Origin of the sequence: Streptomyces sp. NBC_00370 (genome assembly GCF_036084755.1) — a bacterium.
Taxonomy (GTDB): domain Bacteria; phylum Actinomycetota; class Actinomycetes; order Streptomycetales; family Streptomycetaceae; genus Streptomyces.
In genome coordinates this window covers 4,572,383-4,591,289 of sequence record NZ_CP107968.1, presented here as the reverse complement: position 1 = coordinate 4,591,289, position 18,907 = coordinate 4,572,383, and the positions used below count along the sequence as shown (strand labels likewise).

15 protein-coding genes, 4 tRNA genes and 1 other RNA gene are annotated in these 18,907 nt (G+C 71.8%); 6 read left to right on the top strand and 14 right to left on the bottom strand.

What is annotated here, in order from left to right; translation table 11 throughout:
* Positions 1-23 precede the first annotated feature (23 nt).
* From OHS57_RS20480 to OHS57_RS20465, 4 genes are all read right to left on the bottom strand, one after another.
* Entirely contained in the window at positions 24-869 is an 846-nt protein-coding gene (locus OHS57_RS20480) for an META domain-containing protein (RefSeq protein WP_041986906.1), read from the bottom strand.
* A 51-nt stretch (positions 870-920) separates the two neighbouring features.
* The gene (locus OHS57_RS20475) at positions 921-1,712 is read right to left on the bottom strand and encodes a maleylpyruvate isomerase family mycothiol-dependent enzyme (protein ID WP_041986909.1); all 792 of its coding nucleotides are present in this window, start codon (positions 1,710-1,712) and stop codon (positions 921-923) included.
* Positions 1,713-1,829: 117 nt separating this feature from the next.
* A complete protein-coding gene (locus OHS57_RS20470) occupies positions 1,830-2,696 on the bottom strand; it encodes a M23 family metallopeptidase (protein ID WP_041986913.1) in 867 nt (288 codons plus the stop codon).
* Between the two features lie 30 nt (positions 2,697-2,726).
* Positions 2,727-3,257 (bottom strand): winged helix-turn-helix domain-containing protein, encoded by a 531-nt coding sequence (locus tag OHS57_RS20465; protein WP_041986915.1) that lies wholly within the window; start codon positions 3,255-3,257, stop codon positions 2,727-2,729.
* Between the two features lie 87 nt (positions 3,258-3,344).
* Between OHS57_RS20465 and OHS57_RS20460 the strand changes: the two genes are divergently transcribed.
* On the top strand, positions 3,345-3,920 hold the full coding sequence (locus tag OHS57_RS20460) for a TetR/AcrR family transcriptional regulator (protein ID WP_328582941.1): 576 nt from the start codon (positions 3,345-3,347) through the stop codon (positions 3,918-3,920).
* Between the two features lie 90 nt (positions 3,921-4,010).
* Here the strand turns inward: OHS57_RS20460 and OHS57_RS20455 are convergent, their stop codons facing one another.
* The 4 genes from OHS57_RS20455 to purS form a co-directional block, all read right to left on the bottom strand.
* Positions 4,011-4,217, bottom strand: coding sequence for a DUF4177 domain-containing protein (locus OHS57_RS20455; protein WP_041986919.1), 207 nt, complete (start codon positions 4,215-4,217; stop codon positions 4,011-4,013).
* 90 nt (positions 4,218-4,307) lie between these two features.
* Positions 4,308-6,557, bottom strand: a complete 2,250-nt coding sequence (gene purL / locus OHS57_RS20450) for a phosphoribosylformylglycinamidine synthase subunit PurL (RefSeq protein WP_328582940.1) — start codon at positions 6,555-6,557, stop codon at positions 4,308-4,310.
* Positions 6,554-7,237: a phosphoribosylformylglycinamidine synthase subunit PurQ gene (gene purQ, locus OHS57_RS20445; RefSeq protein ID WP_328582939.1), complete on the bottom strand. Its 684-nt coding sequence runs from the start codon at positions 7,235-7,237 to the stop codon at positions 6,554-6,556. Before purQ ends, purL begins: the two co-directional genes overlap by 4 nt.
* Entirely contained in the window at positions 7,234-7,479 is a 246-nt protein-coding gene (purS, locus tag OHS57_RS20440; protein ID WP_041986925.1) for a phosphoribosylformylglycinamidine synthase subunit PurS, read from the bottom strand. The genes purQ and purS overlap by 4 nt, the downstream gene beginning before the upstream one ends.
* 383 nt (positions 7,480-7,862) lie before the next feature.
* Between purS and OHS57_RS20435 the strand changes: the two genes are divergently transcribed.
* The 4 genes from OHS57_RS20435 to OHS57_RS20420 all read left to right on the top strand — a co-directional run bounded on the left by OHS57_RS20435 (position 7,863) and on the right by OHS57_RS20420 (position 8,699).
* Positions 7,863-8,198 carry a histone-like nucleoid-structuring protein Lsr2 gene (locus OHS57_RS20435; protein WP_078863508.1) on the top strand — a complete coding sequence of 112 codons (336 nt, stop codon included), beginning with the start codon at positions 7,863-7,865 and terminating at the stop codon, positions 8,196-8,198.
* Positions 8,199-8,299: 101 nt separating this feature from the next.
* Positions 8,300-8,371 (top strand) — tRNA-Gly (locus OHS57_RS20430).
* 1 nt (position 8,372) lies between these two features.
* Positions 8,373-8,445, top strand: a tRNA-Gly gene (locus OHS57_RS20425).
* A 181-nt stretch (positions 8,446-8,626) separates the two neighbouring features.
* A tRNA-Gly gene (locus tag OHS57_RS20420) sits at positions 8,627-8,699 on the top strand.
* A gap of 71 nt (positions 8,700-8,770) precedes the next feature.
* Here the strand turns inward: OHS57_RS20420 and OHS57_RS20415 are convergent.
* The 6 genes from OHS57_RS20415 to ffs form a co-directional block, all read right to left on the bottom strand.
* On the bottom strand, positions 8,771-9,673 hold the full coding sequence (locus tag OHS57_RS20415) for a phosphoribosylaminoimidazolesuccinocarboxamide synthase (protein WP_041986929.1): 903 nt from the start codon (positions 9,671-9,673) through the stop codon (positions 8,771-8,773).
* Positions 9,674-9,836: 163 nt separating this feature from the next.
* Positions 9,837-11,300 (bottom strand): N,N-dimethylformamidase beta subunit family domain-containing protein, encoded by a 1,464-nt coding sequence (locus OHS57_RS20410; RefSeq protein ID WP_041986931.1) that lies wholly within the window; start codon positions 11,298-11,300, stop codon positions 9,837-9,839.
* A 1,283-nt stretch (positions 11,301-12,583) separates the two neighbouring features.
* Positions 12,584-14,281, bottom strand: coding sequence for a hypothetical protein (locus tag OHS57_RS20405; RefSeq protein WP_328582938.1), 1,698 nt, complete (start codon positions 14,279-14,281; stop codon positions 12,584-12,586).
* Between the two features lie 434 nt (positions 14,282-14,715).
* A complete protein-coding gene (gene purD, locus OHS57_RS20400; RefSeq protein WP_328582937.1) occupies positions 14,716-16,026 on the bottom strand; it encodes a phosphoribosylamine--glycine ligase in 1,311 nt (436 codons plus the stop codon).
* Positions 16,027-16,149: 123 nt separating this feature from the next.
* Entirely contained in the window at positions 16,150-18,372 is a 2,223-nt protein-coding gene (locus OHS57_RS20395) for a DNA polymerase III subunit gamma and tau (RefSeq protein ID WP_328582936.1), read from the bottom strand.
* A gap of 53 nt (positions 18,373-18,425) precedes the next feature.
* Positions 18,426-18,520, bottom strand: an RNA gene (gene ffs / locus OHS57_RS20390) — signal recognition particle sRNA small type.
* A gap of 73 nt (positions 18,521-18,593) precedes the next feature.
* Between ffs and OHS57_RS20385 the strand changes: the two genes are divergently transcribed.
* Positions 18,594-18,681, top strand: a tRNA-Ser gene (locus OHS57_RS20385).
* The last annotated feature ends 226 nt before the right edge of the window (positions 18,682-18,907 follow it).

Here is an 18,907-nt window from a genome sequence, read left to right as displayed (position 1 = left end):
GGGACGGGGCGCAGTGGGCGGGATCACTTCGCGGCGGGGGCCGTCTCGGCCCTGACCCCTTGGCCGTCCTGGCCGGTGAGGGTCAGCGAACGGTGAGCCAGCTCATAGCCGACCTTGCCTTCGCGCAGCAGTTCGGACAGCCGCTTCTCGACGGCCGAGGCGGGGGTGTCACAGGCCATTTTGGTCGAGGTGACCTTACCGAACGTGACCGTCGAACCCGCTACGTGCGCCGTGGTCCGCCAGGAGTTGCAGCGCAGTCCTGTGCCCTGCACCGAGCCGTCCTTGGTGAGGGTGAACGAGGGGGCGCCCGCCGCCGTCGCCGCCGGCCGGTCGGTCCTGGAGGTGACGCTGCCGTGGTCGACGAGCGAGGTCACCACCCACTTGGTGCCGGCGAGGGCGGCGTCCTTCTCCGCCGTCAGGGCGATGGTGTCGCCGTCCGCGCCGGTGAGGGTGAGCCGCTGGTCGGCGACCTTGGCGGTCAGCTTCCCCGAGAAGGCGCCGTTGAGGCGCTTCTCGAAGGCGGCCAGTTCCTCCGGGCAGCCGATGAGCGTCGACTCCTTCTTGCCGACGACGACGGTGTCGCCCTTGACGGTGACCTGTGCGCCGATGGTGTTGCAGCCGGTGCTGGCGCTCGCCCGGCCCTTGGAGTCGATCTCGACGCCGGCCCCCGCGGGTGCGGCGGTCCTCGCCCCGTCGACGGTCACGCTGTCCACGCTCCAGTGCACCCCGGTCAGCGCGGGCGCCGACTGTACGGAGCTGTCCGGGGCGGCCGGGTCACCCGGTCCTGAGCCGGTCTCCGTACCGCAGGCTGAGGCGGCCAGCGCGAGCAGGGCACCGGCGGTGATGTAGGTGATCTGCTGATTCCTCATGCGGCTGGGACGTGCCGGGCGGACGGACGGTTCCGCGGTGGCCGTGCCGGCTCAGCCCATGAGCGGCAGCAGCCCGGACAGGTCGGCGCGCTCGCCGCTGGCGCTGACCCGCGCCGCTTCGAGCGCGTCCGCCCAGGTCGTACGGCCGGTCGCGAGCCTGATCCAGGTGAGCGGATCGGTCTCCACGACGTTCGGCGGGGTCCCCCTGGTGTGCCGGGGGCCTTCCACGCACTGCACGACCGCGTACGGCGGGATCCGCACCTCCGTCGAGGCGCCGGGCGCCAGCACGGCGAGGGCGTCGGCGAGCATCCGCGTACAGGCGGCGAGCGCCTGCCGGTCGTACGGGACGGCGAGGCCCGTCGCCCGGTTCAGGTCGTCGGTGTGGACGACCAGCTCGACGGTGCGGGTGACGAGGAAGTCCCCGAGCCGCATCGCGCCGGCCCTGGTGGTGACCAGCCGGTCGTCGGCGGCGCTCGGCAGCAGCGCGGCGATCCGCTCGGCGGCGCGGGCGAACAGCTCGGCCGGCTCGGCCGAGGTGGCGATCGCCTCGGTGTCCTCCGCGATGTCGTCCGCCAGGCCGGCCGTCGCGAACGGCCAGTCGAGCAGGGCGACGACGGGCCCGGCCGGCTCGGGCTGTTCGACGGCGCGGCTGACGGCCTCGACCGCCATCGTCAGGTGCGCGGCCAGCTCCCGTACGGTCCAGCCGCCGAGCCCGGCGGGCAGCGCCAGCTGCGCCGCGGTGAGCGCGCCGGCCGCTTCGCGTACGTGCGCGAACTGGGCCAGCACGGCGGTGCGGGTCTTGGCGTGGTCGTAGCTACGCAGACGCTTCTTGGCCGGGGGCATAGCGGGGAGGCTAGCCGAGCCCACTGACAGTCTGATCGGCCCCCGCACGGTCGACACCGGCCGGCCGGAGGCCGGCCCGACGGCGTAAGGCCGGTGCCGGCCAGGGTCCGCACCGGCCTACTCGGCAGCAGCCTGCCCGGCGGCCGTCCGGTCCGCACCGGGGTCCGCCGCTTCCTCGCCCGCCGTGAACACCTCGCCGTCGGCCGGGACCCCGATGCCGTGCCAGCGGAACGGGAGTCCGCGGGCCACGTCCATGTCGGGGTGGTCCATCAGCTGGAAGTGCACGTGCGGTTCGGTCGAATTGCCGGAGTTGCCGCAGCGCCCGACGACCTGGCCCGCGCGCACCCGGTCGCCCGCCCGTACGGCGAGGGAGCCGCGCTGGACGTGCGCGTACATCGCGTACGTGCCGTCGCCGATGTCGATGATCAGGTGGTTGCCGGTGATCCAGGCGGCTCCCGCCATGTCGCGGACGGCGGCCTCGATGAGCATCAGGTAGACGAGCGCCAGCAGCGAGTTCCTGCTGAGGTGGTCGCGCCGGCTGTCGGAGGCATGCACGACCGTCCCGTCCGCGACGGCGAGCAGCGGCCGGCCGAAGGCGGGAAACGCCTTGCTCCGCCGGGCCACCGGCCAGGCCCAGGCGAAGCCGGGCCGGCTGCCGGGCTCCGGTTCGGCCACGATGTCGATCGCGTACGTCTGCCCGTACGCGTGGGTGCGGTGGCTGGGCACGCGGCTCGCCGGGCTGTTGAGCGCGGACCAGCGGCCGGTGACCGGCGCCGCCACCTCGACGGCCGGCGGCCTGGCGGCCACGTGCGCCCGTGCCGTACGCCGGCCCAGGGCGACGACGAGGGTGACCGCGATGATCTCCGGCACCCAGATCAGCCACCACGCGAACGGCAGGTCGACGAAGGCCCCCACGAAGACCAGCGCGACGAACAGCACGGTGAACAGCCGGTAGAAGATCATGACGAGTTTGCGTACGGACATCGTTCCCCCTGGGTGGATTCGGTATCGCGGTCAGGTCGGCCGGGTCGCCGCCAGCATCACCAGCAGCGGCACCACCCGGCCGCCGGGGACCTCGTACTTGCCGCGCCCGACGGTGTGCAGCCAGCCGACCGAGGTGAGCTGGCGCAGGTGGTGGTAGATCTGGCCCGTCGTGCCGAGTTCGGCCAGCTCGGCGAGTTCGGCGGCGGTACGGCGGCCACCGAGGATCTCGCGCAGCAGCCGCAGCCGTACGGGGTGGCCGAGCGCGCCGAAGGACTCGGCCGCCGCAGGCCAGTCGGTGTCCAGGACGGCGTCGGTCACCGTGCCGTACTGCCACTCGTACCGTTCGTCGGTCGGCAGCCGGACCGCGCCGGTGAAGAGCACTCCCCCGGTCGCGGCCCCCGCCTCGGCGAGCTGGTCCTTCAGCCCGTGCAGAGCCCAGAATTCGCCGCCGTCCAGCGCGGGCGCGGCCGCGGGTACGGGCGCGGTCGGCGCGGTCGGCGCCGTCTGCTCCAGCGCGGCGAGCCGGCGTTCCAGCTCGGCGACGCGTTCCTCAAGCTCCATGACATTCAATTTACGTAATTACGTAATCCCGCACAAGAGGAGGAGCGATTCGGCGCGCTGTGCATACCAGTAGGTACAATCCGGTGCGTGAGCAGCACACCGGAACGTCTCATCGAGACCACCCGCGAACTCCTCTGGGAGCGCGGTTACGTCGGCACCAGCCCCAAGGCCATCCAGCAGCGCTCCGGAGTGGGCCAGGGCAGCATGTACCACCACTTCGACGGCAAGCCCGATCTGGCGCTGGCCGCCATCACCCGCAGCGCGGAGGAACGGCTGAGCACGGCGGAGGCCCTGTTCGGCGGGCCCGGCACGGCGACCGAGCGGATCGCCGGCTATCTGCGCGGCGAGCGTGACGTGCTGAAGGGGTGCCCGATCGGCGGACTCACCCAGGATCCCGAGGTGATGGGCGACCCGGCGCTGCGCCGGCCGGTGGAGGAGACCTTCAGCACGCTCAGGGCCCGGATCGCGGGGCTGCTCGGGGAGGGGGTGGCACGCGGCGAGTTCGGAGCGGGACTCGACCCGGTGAGCACGGCGTCCACGGTCGTCGCCGTACTGCAGGGCGGTTACGTCCTGGCCCGCGCCGCGGACTCCGTCGAGCCGTTCACGGAGGCGGTCGACGGCGTACTGGACCTGCTCGCGGCGCACGCACCAGCGGCGAAGTAACACCGATCCCCCGGTGAACGCCTCGCCCGGTGAACGCCGATCGCCCGGCCGGTGTTCGCGAACACCGGCCGGGCGATCGTACCGGCGGGATCAAGCCTGCCGGGGGCGTTCCAGCGTGAGCAGCAGACCCTCGACGGCACCGGGACCTATCCGGCCCTTCACGTCGGCGGCGGTGATGGCCTTGAGGGCCCAGCCGTCGGCGGCGTGCTTGTTGAGCGTCTTCTCCAGCTTGTCGCTGTCCAGGGCGTCGCCGATGAGCGACTCCCTGAACGTCACGACCTTGTACTCGTAGGACATCGGGCGTTCCCCTCGTTCAGGCCGGCACGCACGGCGGATCCCGTGCGGGCACAGCCAATCACGCGAGGCCCGCGCCGATCACGGCGAGGCTCAGGCCAGCAGCGCCGGGATCGTCGCCTCGTGCGCCGTGCGCAGTTCGTCGAGACCGATCGTGAACTCGCCCTGGACCTCGACCTCTTGGCCGTCCACCACACCGATACGGGTGGCCGGCAGGCCGCGCGCCCCGCACATGTCAGTGAACCGCAGCTCCTCGCTGCGCGGCACCGCCACGACAGCGCGGCCCGCCGACTCGCTGAACAGGAGCGTGAACGCGTCGAGGCCGTCCGGCACGATCAGCCGGGCGCCGGTGCCGCCGCGCAGGCAGGACTCGGTGACCGCCTGGATCAGACCGCCGTCGCTCAGGTCGTGCGCCGCGTCGATCATGCCGTCGCGCGAGGCCGAGATCAGGATCTCGCCCAGCAGGATCTCCCTGTCCAGGTCGACCTTGGGCGGCAGCCCGCCGAGATGGCCGTGGATCGTGCCCGACCAGGCGGACCCGCCGAACTCCTCGTCCGTGTCGCCCAGCAGGTACAGCAGCTGGCCCTCCTCGGCGAAGGCCATCGGCGTACGCCGCGCCACGTCGTCGATCACACCGAGCACCGCGACGACCGGCGTCGGGTGGATCGCGCGCTCGCCCGTCTGGTTGTAGAGCGAGACGTTGCCGCCGGTCACCGGGGTGCCCAGCTTCTGGCAGCCGTCGGCGAGACCGCGGATGGCCTCCACGAACTGCCACATGACGGCCGGGTCCTCGGGCGAACCGAAGTTCAGACAGTCCGAGACGGCGAGCGGCTTCGCGCCCGTCGCCGCGACATTGCGGTACGCCTCGGCCAGCGCGAGCTGCGCCCCGGTGTACGGGTCGAGCTGCGCGAACCGGCCGTTGCCGTCCGTCGCGATGGCGACCCCGAGGCCGGTCTCCTCGTTGACCCGGATCATCCCGGCGTCCTCGGGCTGGGCGAGGACGGTGTTGCCCTGCACGAACCGGTCGTACTGGTCGGTGACCCAGGACTTCGACGCCTGGTTCGGCGCCGAGACCACCCGCAGCACCTGCTCGCGCAACTCGGCGGCCGTCACCGGACGGGCCAGCTTGTTCGCGTCGTCGGCCTGGAGGGCGTCCTGCCACTCGGGCCTGGCGTACGGGCGCTGGTAGACCGGGCCGTCGTGCGCGACCGTGCGCGGGTCGACGTCCACGATCTTCTCGCCGTGCCAGAAGATCTCCAGCCGGTCGCCGTCGGTGACCTCACCGACGACCGTCGCGATGACGTCCCACTTCTCGCAGATCTCCATGAAGCGCTCGACCTTCGCCGGCTCCACGATCGCGCACATGCGCTCCTGCGACTCGCTCATGAGGATTTCCTCGGGCGAGAGCGTGTGGTCGCGCAGCGGTACGTCGTCCAGCTCGACCCGCATGCCGCCGGAGCCGTTGGACGCCAGCTCGCTCGTCGCACAGGACAGGCCGGCGGCGCCGAGGTCGGAGATGCCGTCGACCAGCTTCTCGGCGAAGACCTCCAGCGTGCACTCGATGAGCAGCTTCTCCTGGAAGGGGTCACCGACCTGCACGGCGGGGCGCTTCGACGGCTTCGTCGCGTCGAAGGTCTCGGAGGCCAGGATCGAGGCGCCGCCGATGCCGTCACCGCCGGTGCGGGCCCCGTACAGAATGACCTTGTTGCCGGGGCCGGACGCCTTGGCCAGGTGGATGTCCTCATGCCGCATCACGCCGATGGCACCAGCGTTGACCAGCGGGTTTCCCTGGTAGCAGGCGTCGAAGACCAGCTCGCCGCCGATGTTCGGCAGGCCGAGCGAGTTGCCGTAGCCGCCGATGCCCGCGACGACGCCCGGCAGGACGCGCTTGGTGTCGGGGTGGTCGGCAGCGCCCATCCGCAGCGGGTCCACAACCGCGACCGGGCGTGCGCCCATCGCGATGATGTCGCGGACGATCCCGCCGACACCGGTGGCCGCGCCCTGGTACGGCTCGACGTACGACGGGTGGTTGTGCGACTCGACCTTGAAGGTGACCGCGTAGCCCTGCCCGACGTCCACGACGCCCGCGTTCTCGCCGATGCCCACGAGCATCGCGTCGCTCGAAGGGGCCTTCTCGCCGAACTGGCGCAGATGCGCCTTGCTGCTCTTGTACGAGCAGTGCTCCGACCACATGACGGAGTACATGGCCAGCTCGGCGCCGGTCGGGCGGCGGCCGAGGATCTCGCGCACCCGGGCGTACTCGTCCTCCTTGAGGCCGAGCTCCTTCCAGGGCAGCTCGATGTCCGGGGTCCCGGACGCGTGCTCGACTGTGTCCAGAGTCATGAGGCGGCTACCAGCTTCTTCAGGATCGAGGTGAAGAATCCGAGGCCGTCGGTACCTCCGGTACCGATCAGCGGCTCCACGGCGTGCTCGGGGTGCGGCATGAGTCCGACGACGTTCCCCGCGGCATTCGAGATTCCGGCGATGTCACGGAGCGAGCCGTTGGGGTTGCCGTCCGCGTAACGGAACGCGACGCGGCCCTCGGCCTCCAGCTCGTCGAGGACGTGCTCGTCGGCGACATACCTGCCGTCGATGTTCTTGAGGGGGACGGAGATTTCCTGGCCTTCGGAATAGTCGGCGGTCCAGGCGGTGTCCGCGCGCTCCACCCGAAGTTTCTGATCGCGGCAGACAAAGTGGAGATGGTTGTTGCGCAGCATCGCGCCCGGCAGCAGATGGGACTCGGTCAGGATCTGGAATCCGTTGCAGATCCCGAGGACCGGCAGCCCGGCCCGCGCCTGCTCGATGATCGTGCCCATCACGGGCGAGAAGCGGGAGATGGCGCCGGCCCGCAGATAATCGCCGTAGCTGAAACCGCCGGCCAGCACGACGGCGTCGACCTGCTTGATGTCCTTGTCGCGGTGCCACAGCGGTACGGGCTCGGCACCGGCGATACGGGCAGCGCGCAGCGCGTCCCTGTCGTCCAGGGTGCCGGGGAAGGTGACGACGCCGATACGAGCCGTCACGACTCCACCTTCACGACGAAGTCCTCGATGACGGTGTTGGCGAGAAACGTCTCCGCCATCTCGTGGATACGGGCGAGCGCGGCCTCGTCGACCGGTCCCGCCACCTCCAGCTCGAAACGCTTTCCCTGACGGACGTCGGCGATCCCCTCGAAGCCAAGACGCGGCAGCGCGCGCTGCACTGCCTGTCCCTGCGGGTCGAGGATCTCCGGCTTGAGCATGACGTCGACTACGACGCGTGCCACTGGCACTCCCGGTGGTGTGGTGCGGCTGTGTTCTCCAGGGGAATCCCCCTCGACCCCCCGAGCTTCCGTGCTTGACTCAGGGTACCCGGCTCAGAAATCTACGCGGGTAGATATCCCAGGTCACAGATCACCCGGCGATATCCTCCACCGAGAACAACCGAAAAGTCCGCGAAAAAAATCAGCGTCAGCTATTGCCCGGGGACACGCTGATGCAATTGGCTGGGCTTCACAATGCGAGGTCTTCCGCTGTACAAAGGAATACAGCGGAAAACAGCATTGCCCATTGACAGCCGGAAGGCCGGTGCCGCCGCACGTCAACCGCGATTCCCGTGCGAGCGGGGACCGGGCACGGCAGGCGGCGCCGCAGGAAAGGACCGATATCCGTGGCGCAGCGCGTAGTGGTCACGCTCTCCGACGACATCGACGGCGGAGAAGCGGCGGAAACGGTCACGTTCGGCTTGGACGGGAAGACGTACGAGATCGACCTGAACCCCGCCAACGCGAAGAAACTGCGGAAGGCCCTGGCCCCGTACCAGGCAGCGGCCAGGAAGCAGACGAACGCGGCCAGGAACGGCAAGGCCCGCACGACGTACCACCACACCTCACTCGAACCGGCTCCGGCGGCCGTCCGCGCCTGGGCGCAGTCCCACAAGATGGAGGTGCCGGCCCGCGGCAGGATCCCCAAGCGGGTCTACGAGGCGTTCCGCGAGGCCAGTTGAGCGACCCGGGCGTGTCCCGAGTTGCGGACCACCCCTGCCGATCGGCTAGAGTCTGGAGCACGCCGAGGGGCGAGGCCGAAAGGCCGGACCTCAAGCAGCGTGCGGGTGTAGTTCAGTAGTAGAACGCCCCCTTTCCAAGGGGGAGGCGCAGTGTGCGATTCCTGTCACCCGCTCGCGGACGTAGCTCAGTTGGTAGAGCGCAACCTTGCCAAGGTTGAGGTCGCCAGTTCGAACCTGGTCGTCCGCTCAGAGTGAAGGCCCTGATCCACTGGATCAGGGCCTTCGTCGTGTCACGCCCGGGAAGCGCCGATGACATGTGTCATGAGCGGCGATGACAGCGCGGTGTGAGGGTCGCCACATCGAGCCGGGGCGAACGGTCCGACTGCCGCCTCAAGCGGCGGTATAGTGGTTCTCGCGCTTCGGCGCTTGCGGACGTAGCTCAGTTGGTAGAGCGCAACCTTGCCAAGGTTGAGGTCGCCAGTTCGAACCTGGTCGTCCGCTCATAGTTCAGAAGTCACAGAAACCCCCGGCCGACGCGGCCGGGGGTTTCCTCGTGTGCGGCTACTGCCGGCCTACTGCTGCCAGGGGGTGCCGGTCAGGCGCTCGTACGCCTCCACGTACTTGGCCCGGGTCTCGTCCACGACATGCTGCGGCAGCTCGGGCGGCGGCAGCTCGCCGTGCCGGTCCCAGCCCGAGGTGTCGGACGTCAGGTAGTCGCGGACGAACTGCTTGTCGTAGGAGGGCTGGCTGTGTCCCGGCTCCCAGGACTCGGCGGGCCAGAACCGCGAGGAGTCGGGGGTCAGCGCCTCGTCGGCGATGACCAGCCGGTCACCGTCGAAGCCGAACTCGAACTTCGTGTCGGCGAGGATGATGCCGCGCTCACGGGCGATGTCCCGGGCCCTGCCGTAGACGTCGAGCGTCGCCCTGCGCAGCTGCGCGGCGGTCTCCGCGCCCACCTGGCGGGCGACTTCCTCGTAGCTCACGTTCTCGTCGTGGTCACCGACGGCCGCCTTCGTGGCGGGCGTGAAGATCGGCGCGGGGAGTTCGGAGCCGTCCACGAGCCCTTCGGGCAGGGCGAGTCCGCAGACGGTGCGGTGCTCGTCGTACTCGACCAGACCTGACCCGGTCAGATAGCCGCGGGCGACGCACTCCACGGGGACCATCCGCAGCGACGTACAGACGAGGGTGCGGCCCGCCCAGTCGGCGGGGGCGCCTTCGGGCACGTCGGTGGAGATCACATGGTTGGGGACGAGATCGGCGAACTGGTCGAACCACCAGAGCGAGAGCTGGGTCAGCACGCGGCCCTTGTCGGGGATCGCGGTGGGCAGCACCCAGTCGTACACGGAGATACGGTCGCTGGCGACCATGACGAGGTCGCCCGCCTCGTTCCGGTACAGGTCCCGCACCTTGCCTGTGTGCAGATGCACAAGGCCCGGCACCTCAAGGGGTTCGGGTTTTTCGACGAATCCGGGCACGGTTCCTCCGCGTCGTTCGATTCGATCCAAGAGATCCGAGAGTTGGGTCCTGGAGTTCGGTCCTGGAAGTCGCCTTTATTCTCCCGTATGCCCGGTGCGGAAGAAGTGGAGGGGTGCCGTTCCGGATCGGCGTGGCGAGTCGGTGACCGCCGTGGCGGACGGCTCAGTCCCGTTTGCAGATGCGGTCGAGGAGATTCGCCGTGGCGCGCTGGATACGGGCGTCGACGTGGCCGGGCCGGTCGAGCGCGGGGGACCAGGCGAAGGTGCCCGAGGCGAAGACGAGCGCGCCTGACGGGGCGCGGTAGAGCGAAGTCTCCTGATGGCGCTTGGCGTTCTCGGTGTCGCGGTACGGGGAGTGCGCGAGCAGGATGCGGTCCTGGTGGTCGGGCAGTGCCGTACGGGGGAAGTAGCGGTCGGCCTCACCGGCGACGAGCCCCGCGATCTCCTCACCGTCCACGGCGCCGGTGGAATCCCACAGCCAGTGATCGGCGTTGCGCACGATCAACGGGTGCGGCTCGGGGACGCGGCCGGCGTACTGAATGCCGAGGAGCTGCTGCTCGGGCCGGTCCACCTCGCGCCAGAGAGCGGGCTTTCCGGGGCCGTGCCGCTTGCGGCAGTGCAGCATCCGGTCGGGGACGCCGGAGGCCGAAGGCCCCAACTCCACCTGCCAGTACATGGTGTTGGCGGAGAGGAAGACGAGCGACGTGCCGTGCTCACGGGCCAGCTCGACGTTGCGGCGCATCGGCACCGACCAGTACTCGTCGTGGCCGGGGAAGACGAGGCCGCGGTAGCGGGTGGGGTCGACGCGGCCCGCGTGCAGGTCGCGGGTCTCGGCGTACGCCAGGTCGTACCCGTAACGCTCGGCCCAGCGGATGAAGTCGTAGGCATGGCCCACGTGGAGGGGCAGCCCGGCGCCGGCGTACGGGCGGTCGAAGGAGACGGTCGTGGCCGCGTCCTCCTCGCCGAGGAGCGTGCCCTGCTCGTCCCAGGCGTGGTAGAGGCTGGCGCCGGTGCGGCCGTCCTCGGGGTAGAGGTTGTACGCCTGCCAGGTGATGTCGGGCAGCAGGAGGAGCAGGTCGGCGGGGTGGGTGTCGCGGACCGTGAAGGGGATGTGGGACCGGTAGCCGTCGACGGTGGTGAGCACGGCCACGTACGCGCCGATCGCCCAGTGCGCGGGGATCTGGAGCCGCCAGGAGAGCCACCAGTGGTGGCAGGAGACCGTGCGGTCGGCGGCGAGCGGCGGCGGCTGGACGAGGCCGGAGATGCGCGGGCTGGTGATGATCTTCCGGGCGCCCTCGCCGTTGTAGTGCCCGATCCGGTAGATGTCGATGAAGAACTGCTGCGGCGGGTCGACGGTGACGTGGAAGTCGATCGCCTCGCCGGGGGCGGCGGCGCCGGTCGAGACGAAGCCCTTGATCTGCCGCCCGACATCGTCAGCGGTACGCGGCCCGCCGCTGCGCCCGCCGCCGGTGAGGGTCTCGTCGGCGTACCAGGGCACGAGATGGCCGGTGTCGTCGAAGTAGTTCTCACTGCCGCGCAGCCAGGGCAACGGGCCCTGGCCGAAGGGGTCGGAGACGGCATGGGCGAGAGCGCCCGAATCCCAACGCCGGATCGGCTCAGCCCCCATGGTGCGACCCTCCTTCGAACCTCCGGCTCCGGGCTGTCGATTGGCGACGGCCGGAACACCGGTGGCGCGATCGTTCAAACGCCGGCTGTCAGCGCCGGTCCCCAGCACATCACATAACGCACGCACTCCGTCACCGTTCGTCGCGAATTGGCGTTAACGGAAGGGGTAGTTCCGGCTCTTGGGTGGGATTGTCGGGGTTGTTGGTGACCAGGGTCACAGAGGGAAGGGCGGGCGGAGGACGGGAGTTGGGGGCGCGACGGGTTTTTCGGCGGCGCGGCGGGGGTGGCGGGTGCGGCTCGGCTGGCCGCGTCGGCGGCACGTGTCGGCTGCCGCAGCGGGGGCGGCACGCGTCGGCTGCCGCGGTGCGGCGGTACGTGTGGGCCGTGAGGACCGCGGGACGAGCCGGCCCGTAGCGCCGAAACCGGCCGCTACAGGTCGGCCGGTACGTATCGAGCCGGCCGCCACGGGGCGGCCGCCAGGCCCGTCAGACAGGTCCGGGCCGACGGACGGAGCCGTCCAGGGCGTACGGACCGGCCGTCACGGACCGGGCGGTTGGCCCGGGACCCGCGACCACCGGCCCCACTAAGGCCTGACGTTCGGATCAGGCCGGATCAGGGAGCGCGCCCGCCCGCGGACGCGGCGTGTGTCGCGTTGGTGCCGTGGATCGCGCGGCGGACCGGTCCTAGGGGCCGGGCGGTCCGGGCCGGGCGTGCGGACCGGACGGTCCGAGCCAGCCGTTACCGAGCCGGGCAGTGCAAACAGGGCCGGCCGTCGCGCGCCCGGCCGTTCGGGGCCGGCTGCCGGGCCGGGCGGCCGCGTACGGGCAGGCCGTCAGGCCCGTCAGACAGGACGGGCCGAGCGGTGCAGACCACGCCGTGGGCGTCGGCCACTACGGACGGGGCCGTCCAGGACGTACGGACCGGCCGTCACGGACCGGGCGGTTGGCCCGGGACCCGCGACCACCGGCCCCACTAAGGCCTGACGTTCGGATCAGGCCGGATCAGGGAGCGCGCCCGCCCGCGGACGCGGCCGGTGTCGCGTTGGTGCCGTGGATCGCACGGCGGACCGGTCCTAGGGGCCGGGCGGTCCGGACCGGGCGTGCGGACCGGACGGCGCGAGCCAGCCGTTACCGAGCCGGGCAGTGCGAAGAGGGCCGGCCGACACAGACCGGCCGCCACCCCGCCCGGCCGTTCGAGCCGACCGCCACGGGTCGGCCGCCAGGGCCGTCAGACAGGGCCGGGCCGACGGGCGGGGCCGTCCGGGACGACCGGCACAGGCGAGCGTCAGACGAGGCGGACCGGTTTCTCCGGGCGTACGCCCAGCGCCGCCAGCCACGCGCGCAGGGGCTCGGGGTCGCCTTCCTCCACCAGACTCAGTACGTGGCCGCCCAGGTCCGCGCGGCGGCGGCCGTCGACGATGAGGGCCGGGCCGTCCAGCCAGTCGAGGCCGGGGACGGCGCCCGCCGTGTCGACGGCGGAGCAGCAGACCATCGCCGTCACGTGATCCGCGAGCAGATCACGGCCCGTGCGGGGCGGCTGGAGCGGGAGGAGCGGCAGCGGGTCGGTCCCCCACGGGGGCGCCGACGTCTCGCCGCCCGCAGCGGCAGGCGTCGCCGCCTCCTCGCGGGCCACCTCGGCGCTGATCCCCGCGGCCAGCATCGCTCCCCACCCGTCGCCATCGTCATCGCCATCGGCGTGGCTGCCGCCACCCTCATCCGCCCGGCCCGCCTGGGACAGGTGCTCCATGACCCGGCTGAGCGTGGGGCCGCCGGGGCCTGTGGGGCCCACGGGGCGGCGTACGCCCATGTCGTCCAGTACGCGATGCAGCCTGGACGCTTCCGTACGCCACTTACGGTCGACAACCTCTTCCGGGTACTGCTGCCAGTCCACCGGGGCCCAGTCAGGGCCCGCGCCGGCCGGACCGCCGTGGAACAGCCGGGCCGCGAGCAGCGACGTGGCCTCGTCCATCGCGCCCGGCTCTTCGAGCAGGTCGCAGGCGGGCCGCTCGCCGAGCCGGGACGTGAACCCGTCGGCCAGGCGGTCGCGGCGGGACAGCTCGGTCAGGGCCGAGACCACGCCCGCGTCCAGCCGGGACGGCCAGCGGCCCATCCGCCAGGCGGGCAGCGCCACGCGCGTCAGCAGCCGGTCCCAGCCCGCGTAGGCGAGGCCGACCTGCTCCTGGGCGACGATCCGCAGTCCGTAATCCACAGCCTGTGCACGCTCCGAGGCGGCCGAGGCCACCCCCCGCTCCATCAGGGCCGCATGCTCACCGCAGCCACGCAGCAGCAGCCGGGCGACCCGGCCGACGACCCGGAGCGGTGCGCGGCGTATCGGCCCCAGGTCCGTCCTGCCGCCGAGCGCGACGGCCGCGTCCAGCCCGCGCACGAAGCGGCGGGCGGCGGCTATGTCGGGCTGCGCGGCCGGACCCGTACCGGCGACGACGGGGGCGAGCACCGCGCGCAGCTCGGCGACCCGCATCCACCACAGGAAGGGCGAGCCGATGACGAGAACGGGGGCGGCGGGTGCCTTGCGGCCCCGCCCGCCGGCCCGCACATCGGGTCCGGTCTGCGCGGTCGGTACGCCCTGCGCGTGCGCCGGGTGCGTACGGTCCTCCAGCCAGCTGTCGCAGTCGGGGGTGAGCGCTATCGCCGAGGGCGCCGGCACGTTGAGCCGGTCCGCCAGGTCTCTGACCAGGCGGTAGAGGTCCGGCGCCGACCGCTCATCGACCTCGACCGTGGGGCTCAGGGCGGGCCTCGCCCTCGCCACCACGACGGCGACGGCCGCCGCGAGCAGCAGTACGAGCACCGCGCAGGCCGACACGGCCCAGCGCGCCGCGTCCCAGCCCGCACCGGTCAGATGCCCGGTCGCACCGCCGACGAGCAGCACGACGGCGACCGCCGCGGGCAGCAGCGCGACGGCGAGCGCCCGGCTACGGACGCGCAGCACGCCGAGCGCCCGGGAACGGGCACCCTGAGCGCCCATCTCGACGCCGATGTCTGAGCCGGCGGAACCCGTGGAACCAGCGGAACCGAACATGGTCGACCTCACCCCCTCTGCCCTGCGGCGGCGTTGCTCACTCCCCCACTGTGGCACCCGCCACCGACATCGCAATGCCGGTGGGCCATGTGCCCGAATGCTTGCGCCGCACCCTAGTTGGGGCCCTCGCGGCAGTCATCCGGATGGCCTAGCCGTCACCCGATGGAATGGCTTTGGCTAAAGCTGCTGACGCGGCGGGGTTGAGGAGTTCGGGGTTCTACGGGGGTCCGAGGACGCGTGCCCGGGGGCTGGTCCGAGGACGCGTGCCAGGGGAGCTGGTCCGGCGACGCGTGCCCGGAGGTAGCTGGTCCAGGAACGCGTGCCCGGAGGAGGTAGCCGGTCCGGGAACGCGTACCCGAGGGGGAGCCGGTGCCGCAGGCTCAAGCCCGCGCGTCAGCCCCGGCGCCCGAACGGGCCCCGGCCCCGGCCCCCGCCTCAGCCTCCGACTCCGCGGCGCGGCGAGCGATGTCCGTACGGTGCTGGGCACCGTCCAGCCGGATCCGGTCCACGGCGGCGTACGCGCGCTCCCTGGCCTGCGCCAGGCTCTTGCCCGTACCGGTCACGGACAGGACGCGACCGCCCGCGCTGACGACCGCGCCGTCCGCGAGGCGGGTGCCGGCGTGCAGGACGTACGCGTCGGGTCCATCCTGCGCCGCGATCTCGTCGAGGCCCAGGATCGGGTCGCCGGTGCGCGGGGTGTCGGGGTAGTTGTGCGAGGCGACGACCACGGTGACCGCGGCGTCGTCGCGCCAGTTGAGCGGGAGCAACCCGGCGAGCGTGCCCTCGGCCGCCGCCAGCAGGACACCGGCGAGCGGGGTCTTCAGCCGGGCCAGCACCACCTGCGTCTCGGGGTCGCCGAAGCGCGCGTTGAACTCGATGACCCGTACGCCGCGGCTGGTGATCGCGAGACCCGCGTACAGCAGCCCGGCGAAGGGCGTGCCGCGCCGGCGCAGCTCGTCGACGGTCGGCTGGAGGACGGTCTCCAGGACCTCGTCGACCAGCTTGGGATCGGCCCACGGGAGCGGCGAATAGGCGCCCATGCCACCGGTGTTGGGGCCTTCGTCGTTGTCGAGGGCGCGCTTGAAGTCCTGCGCGGGCTGGAGCGGGAGGACCGTACGGCCGTCGGTGACGGCGAAGAGGGAGACCTCGGGACCGTCGAGGAACTCCTCGATGACGACCCGGCCGCAGGCGAGCGCGTGCGCGCGGGCGGCGGCGAGATCGTCGGTGACGACGACGCCCTTGCCCGCGGCGAGCGCGTCGTCCTTGACGACGTACGGGGCGCCGAACGCGTCGAGCGCGTCGTCGATCTGCTGCGGTGTCGTACAGACGTAGCTACGGGACGTGGGGACGTTCGCCGTGGCCATCACGTCCTTGGCGAAGGCCTTGGAGCCTTCGAGCATGGCCGCTTCCGCCGACGGGCCGAAGCAGGGGATGCCCGCTTCCCGTACGGCGTCGGCGACCCCGGCGACCAGCGGCGCCTCGGGCCCGACGACGACGAGCCCGACCGCCAGCTCCGTGGCGAGCCGGGCGACGGCGGCGCCGTCCATGGCGTCGACCGGGTGCAGCTCCGCGACCTCGGCGATGCCGGCGTTGCCGGGGGCGCAGAAGAGGGAGGTGACGTCGGGGTCGAGGGAGAGAGAGCGGCACAGGGCGTGTTCGCGGGCACCGCCGCCGATAACAAGGACCTTCACGGGAGGCAGCCTAGCCGGGCGGCCCGGAGGCCATTGCCGCTGCCCGAGCCGGGCAGACGAGCCGGCCAAGATCCAAAGGGGCGGCCCGAGCCGGTCAAGCGCCCCTGGTCGTTGGTGTACTCGTCAGTCGTTGGTGTACTCCTCCACGACCGTGGCACCCAGCTCGCGCACGATCAGATCGTGCCCGGAGAGGGCGGAGTCGACGAGATCGGGATCGTCCGCCTCGGCGGTGTCGTCCTCGGGGGCGACCGGGGGGCGGGCCGAGGGTCTGGACGGCTCCGGGGGCGGCGGGGTGCGCTGCGCCTGTCCGTTCTGTTGCGAGGGCGAAGGCGAGGACGAGGACGGGGGCGGCGAGGACGGGGGGCGTTGCTGCTGCTGTCCCGGCTGCCCCTGCTGTTGCTGCGGAGCCGGCCCGCCGGGGGCGGGCGCTGACGAGGGGCCCCCGCCGAACGCACCTCCGCCGAACCCTCCGCCACCGGCACCACCCGGCCCGGGGGCTCCTCCCCCGCCGTTCCCGCCTCCGTATCCGCCCGGAGGGGGCTGCGGGGTGCCGCCCGACGGGTCGACGATCGCTTCGATCTTCCACTGGACGCTGAAGTTCTCCGACAGCGCCTGCTTGAGCACGTCCTCGCTGCCGCTGCTCACGAAGGTGTCGCGGGCGCCGGCGTTGATGAAGCCGACCTGCAGCGTCGTCCCGTCGAACCCCGCCACCTGCGCGTTCTGACTGAGCAGGATCCAGGTGAAGCGCCGGCGGCCCTTGACGGCCTCCAGGACGTCCGGCCACATGTTCCGCACCTGGCCGGCGCCCTGCGCGGCGCCGGGACTGGGGGCAGCGGCAGGCCCGGCGGGCGCGGCAGCGGGCTGGGGTGTGGCCGCCGGTGCGGCGCCGGGCGCGGAGGCGGTGGGCCACCCGCCGGGACGCCGGCTGCCGGGGTCGGCGGAGGCGGCGGGCGCGGCGGAGGCAGCGCCGGGCCAGGCACCGGGCCGCGAGGGCTCGGGAGCGGGGGACGGCGACGGTGTCTCCTGTACGGGAGCCGGAGACGGAGCCGGGGCGGGCGCGGGCGCGACAGGAGGCGCGGGGGCAGGCGCCGGTGCGGGCGCGGGGGCATGGGCCTCGGGCCCGGGAACGTACCCGACGGCGGGCCCGGCGGCCGGCCCCGGACCGCCGACCGAGAACGCGGCGGTGGCGACCCCACGCTCCAGCCGGTCGAGCCGGGCCTGCACGGACCGCTCGTCGTCGAAGGCGGCGGGCAGCAGCACCCGCGCGCAGATCAGCTCCAGCTGAAGCCGCGGCGAGGTGGCGCCGCGCATCTCGGTCAGCCCGGTGTTGACGAGATCGGCGGCGCGGCTCAGCTCGGCGGCGCCGAGGACCGAGGCCTGGGCCTGCATCCGCTCGACGACATCGGCCGGGGCATCGATGAGCCCCTTCTCCGCGGCGTCGGGCACGGCGGCCAGAATCACCAGGTCCCGCAGCCGCTCCAGCAGGTCGGCCACGAACCGCCGCGGGTCGTTGCCGCCCTCGATGACCTGCTCCACGACCTCGAACGCCGCTGCCCCGTCACCTGCCGCGAAGGCGTCAACGGCAGTGTCGAGCAGCGACGCGTCGGTGTATCCGAGCAGGCCCGTGGCCATGGCGTACGTCACACCGTCCTCGGCGGCGCCGGCGAGGAGCTGGTCCATGACGGACATCGAGTCACGCACGGACCCGGCCCCGGCCCGTACGACCAGCGGCAGCACCCCGTCGGCGACGGGGATCTGCTCCTGGGCACACACCTGCCCCAGATAGTCCCGCAGCGTCCCCGGCGGCACGAGCCGGAACGGATAGTGGTGCGTACGCGACCGGATCGTCCCGATGACCTTCTCGGGCTCGGTGGTCGCGAAGATGAACTTCAAATGCTCCGGCGGCTCCTCGACCACCTTCAGCAGGGCGTTGAACCCCGCCGGGGTGACCATGTGCGCCTCGTCGATGATGTAGATCTTGTACCGACTGCTCGCTGGCCCGAAGAACGCCTTCTCGCGCAGATCACGGGCATCGTCCACACCTCCGTGGGACGCGGCGTCGATCTCGATGACATCGATCGACCCCGGCCCATTCCTGGCCAGGTCCTGACAGGACTGGCATACCCCACAGGGCGTCGGCGTGGGCCCCTGCTCACAGTTCAGACACCGGGCGAGGATCCGCGCGCTGGTCGTCTTCCCACAGCCTCGCGGCCCGCTGAACAGGTAGGCGTGATTGACCCGGTTGTTCCGCAGGGCCTGCTGCAGCGGGTCAGTGACATGCTCCTGCCCGATGACCTCGGCGAAGGACTCGGGGCGATAACGGCGGTACAGCGCAAGGGACGACACACCTACGACGATATCGGCCCCCACCGACAACGCACCCGAACCGCCCCCACAACGCAGACGCCCCCCACGCACCCGCCAGAGCCAACCTACCCTTGCTGCCTTCCGGCCCTGGGGGAGTTCAGTCAGATAGCGCCACGTGAGGGGCTCCGCACACAGTACCTGATCCCCACCCCCACGAACGAGTTCGCGAGCACCGCTCCCCATCTTGTATGGTTCGTCGCGGAGGATTCGCCTAGTGGCCTAGGGCGCACGCTTGGAAAGCGTGTTGGGGGCAACCCCTCACGAGTTCGAATCTCGTATCCTCCGCCATTGCTCTCACCGGGCAATACGTCGAAGGCCCCCGCAGCTCGCTGCGGGGGCCTTCGACGTTGGTGGTCTCAGTTTTGGTCTCAGTTGCTCCGAGGCGACGCGTCGGCTCGGTTGCCGGTCCGCTCTCCTCCGCCGCGCACCCCCTCACGGCCGACGAGCCGGAGCGCGCTCCCGTTGATCATGGGTACGAGTGGATGTCGATCCCACGGGCCCGATGCTCCGCAGA

Bases quoted from the DNA above. Each gene is read 5' to 3' on its own strand.
- OHS57_RS20480 (WP_041986906.1), bottom strand. From the start codon at position 869: ATGAGGAATCAGCAGATCACCTACATCACCGCCGGTGCCCTGCTCGCG.
- OHS57_RS20475 (WP_041986909.1), bottom strand. From the start codon at position 1,712: ATGCCCCCGGCCAAGAAGCGTCTGCGTAGCTACGACCACGCCAAGACC.
- OHS57_RS20470 (WP_041986913.1), bottom strand. From the start codon at position 2,696: ATGTCCGTACGCAAACTCGTCATGATCTTCTACCGGCTGTTCACCGTG.
- OHS57_RS20465 (WP_041986915.1), bottom strand. From the start codon at position 3,257: ATGGAGCTTGAGGAACGCGTCGCCGAGCTGGAACGCCGGCTCGCCGCG.
- OHS57_RS20455 (WP_041986919.1), bottom strand. From the start codon at position 4,217: ATGTCCTACGAGTACAAGGTCGTGACGTTCAGGGAGTCGCTCATCGGC.
- purL (WP_328582940.1), bottom strand. From the start codon at position 6,557: ATGACTCTGGACACAGTCGAGCACGCGTCCGGGACCCCGGACATCGAG.
- OHS57_RS20410 (WP_041986931.1), bottom strand. From the start codon at position 11,300: ATGGGGGCTGAGCCGATCCGGCGTTGGGATTCGGGCGCTCTCGCCCAT.
- OHS57_RS20405 (WP_328582938.1), bottom strand. From the start codon at position 14,281: ATGGGCGCTCAGGGTGCCCGTTCCCGGGCGCTCGGCGTGCTGCGCGTC.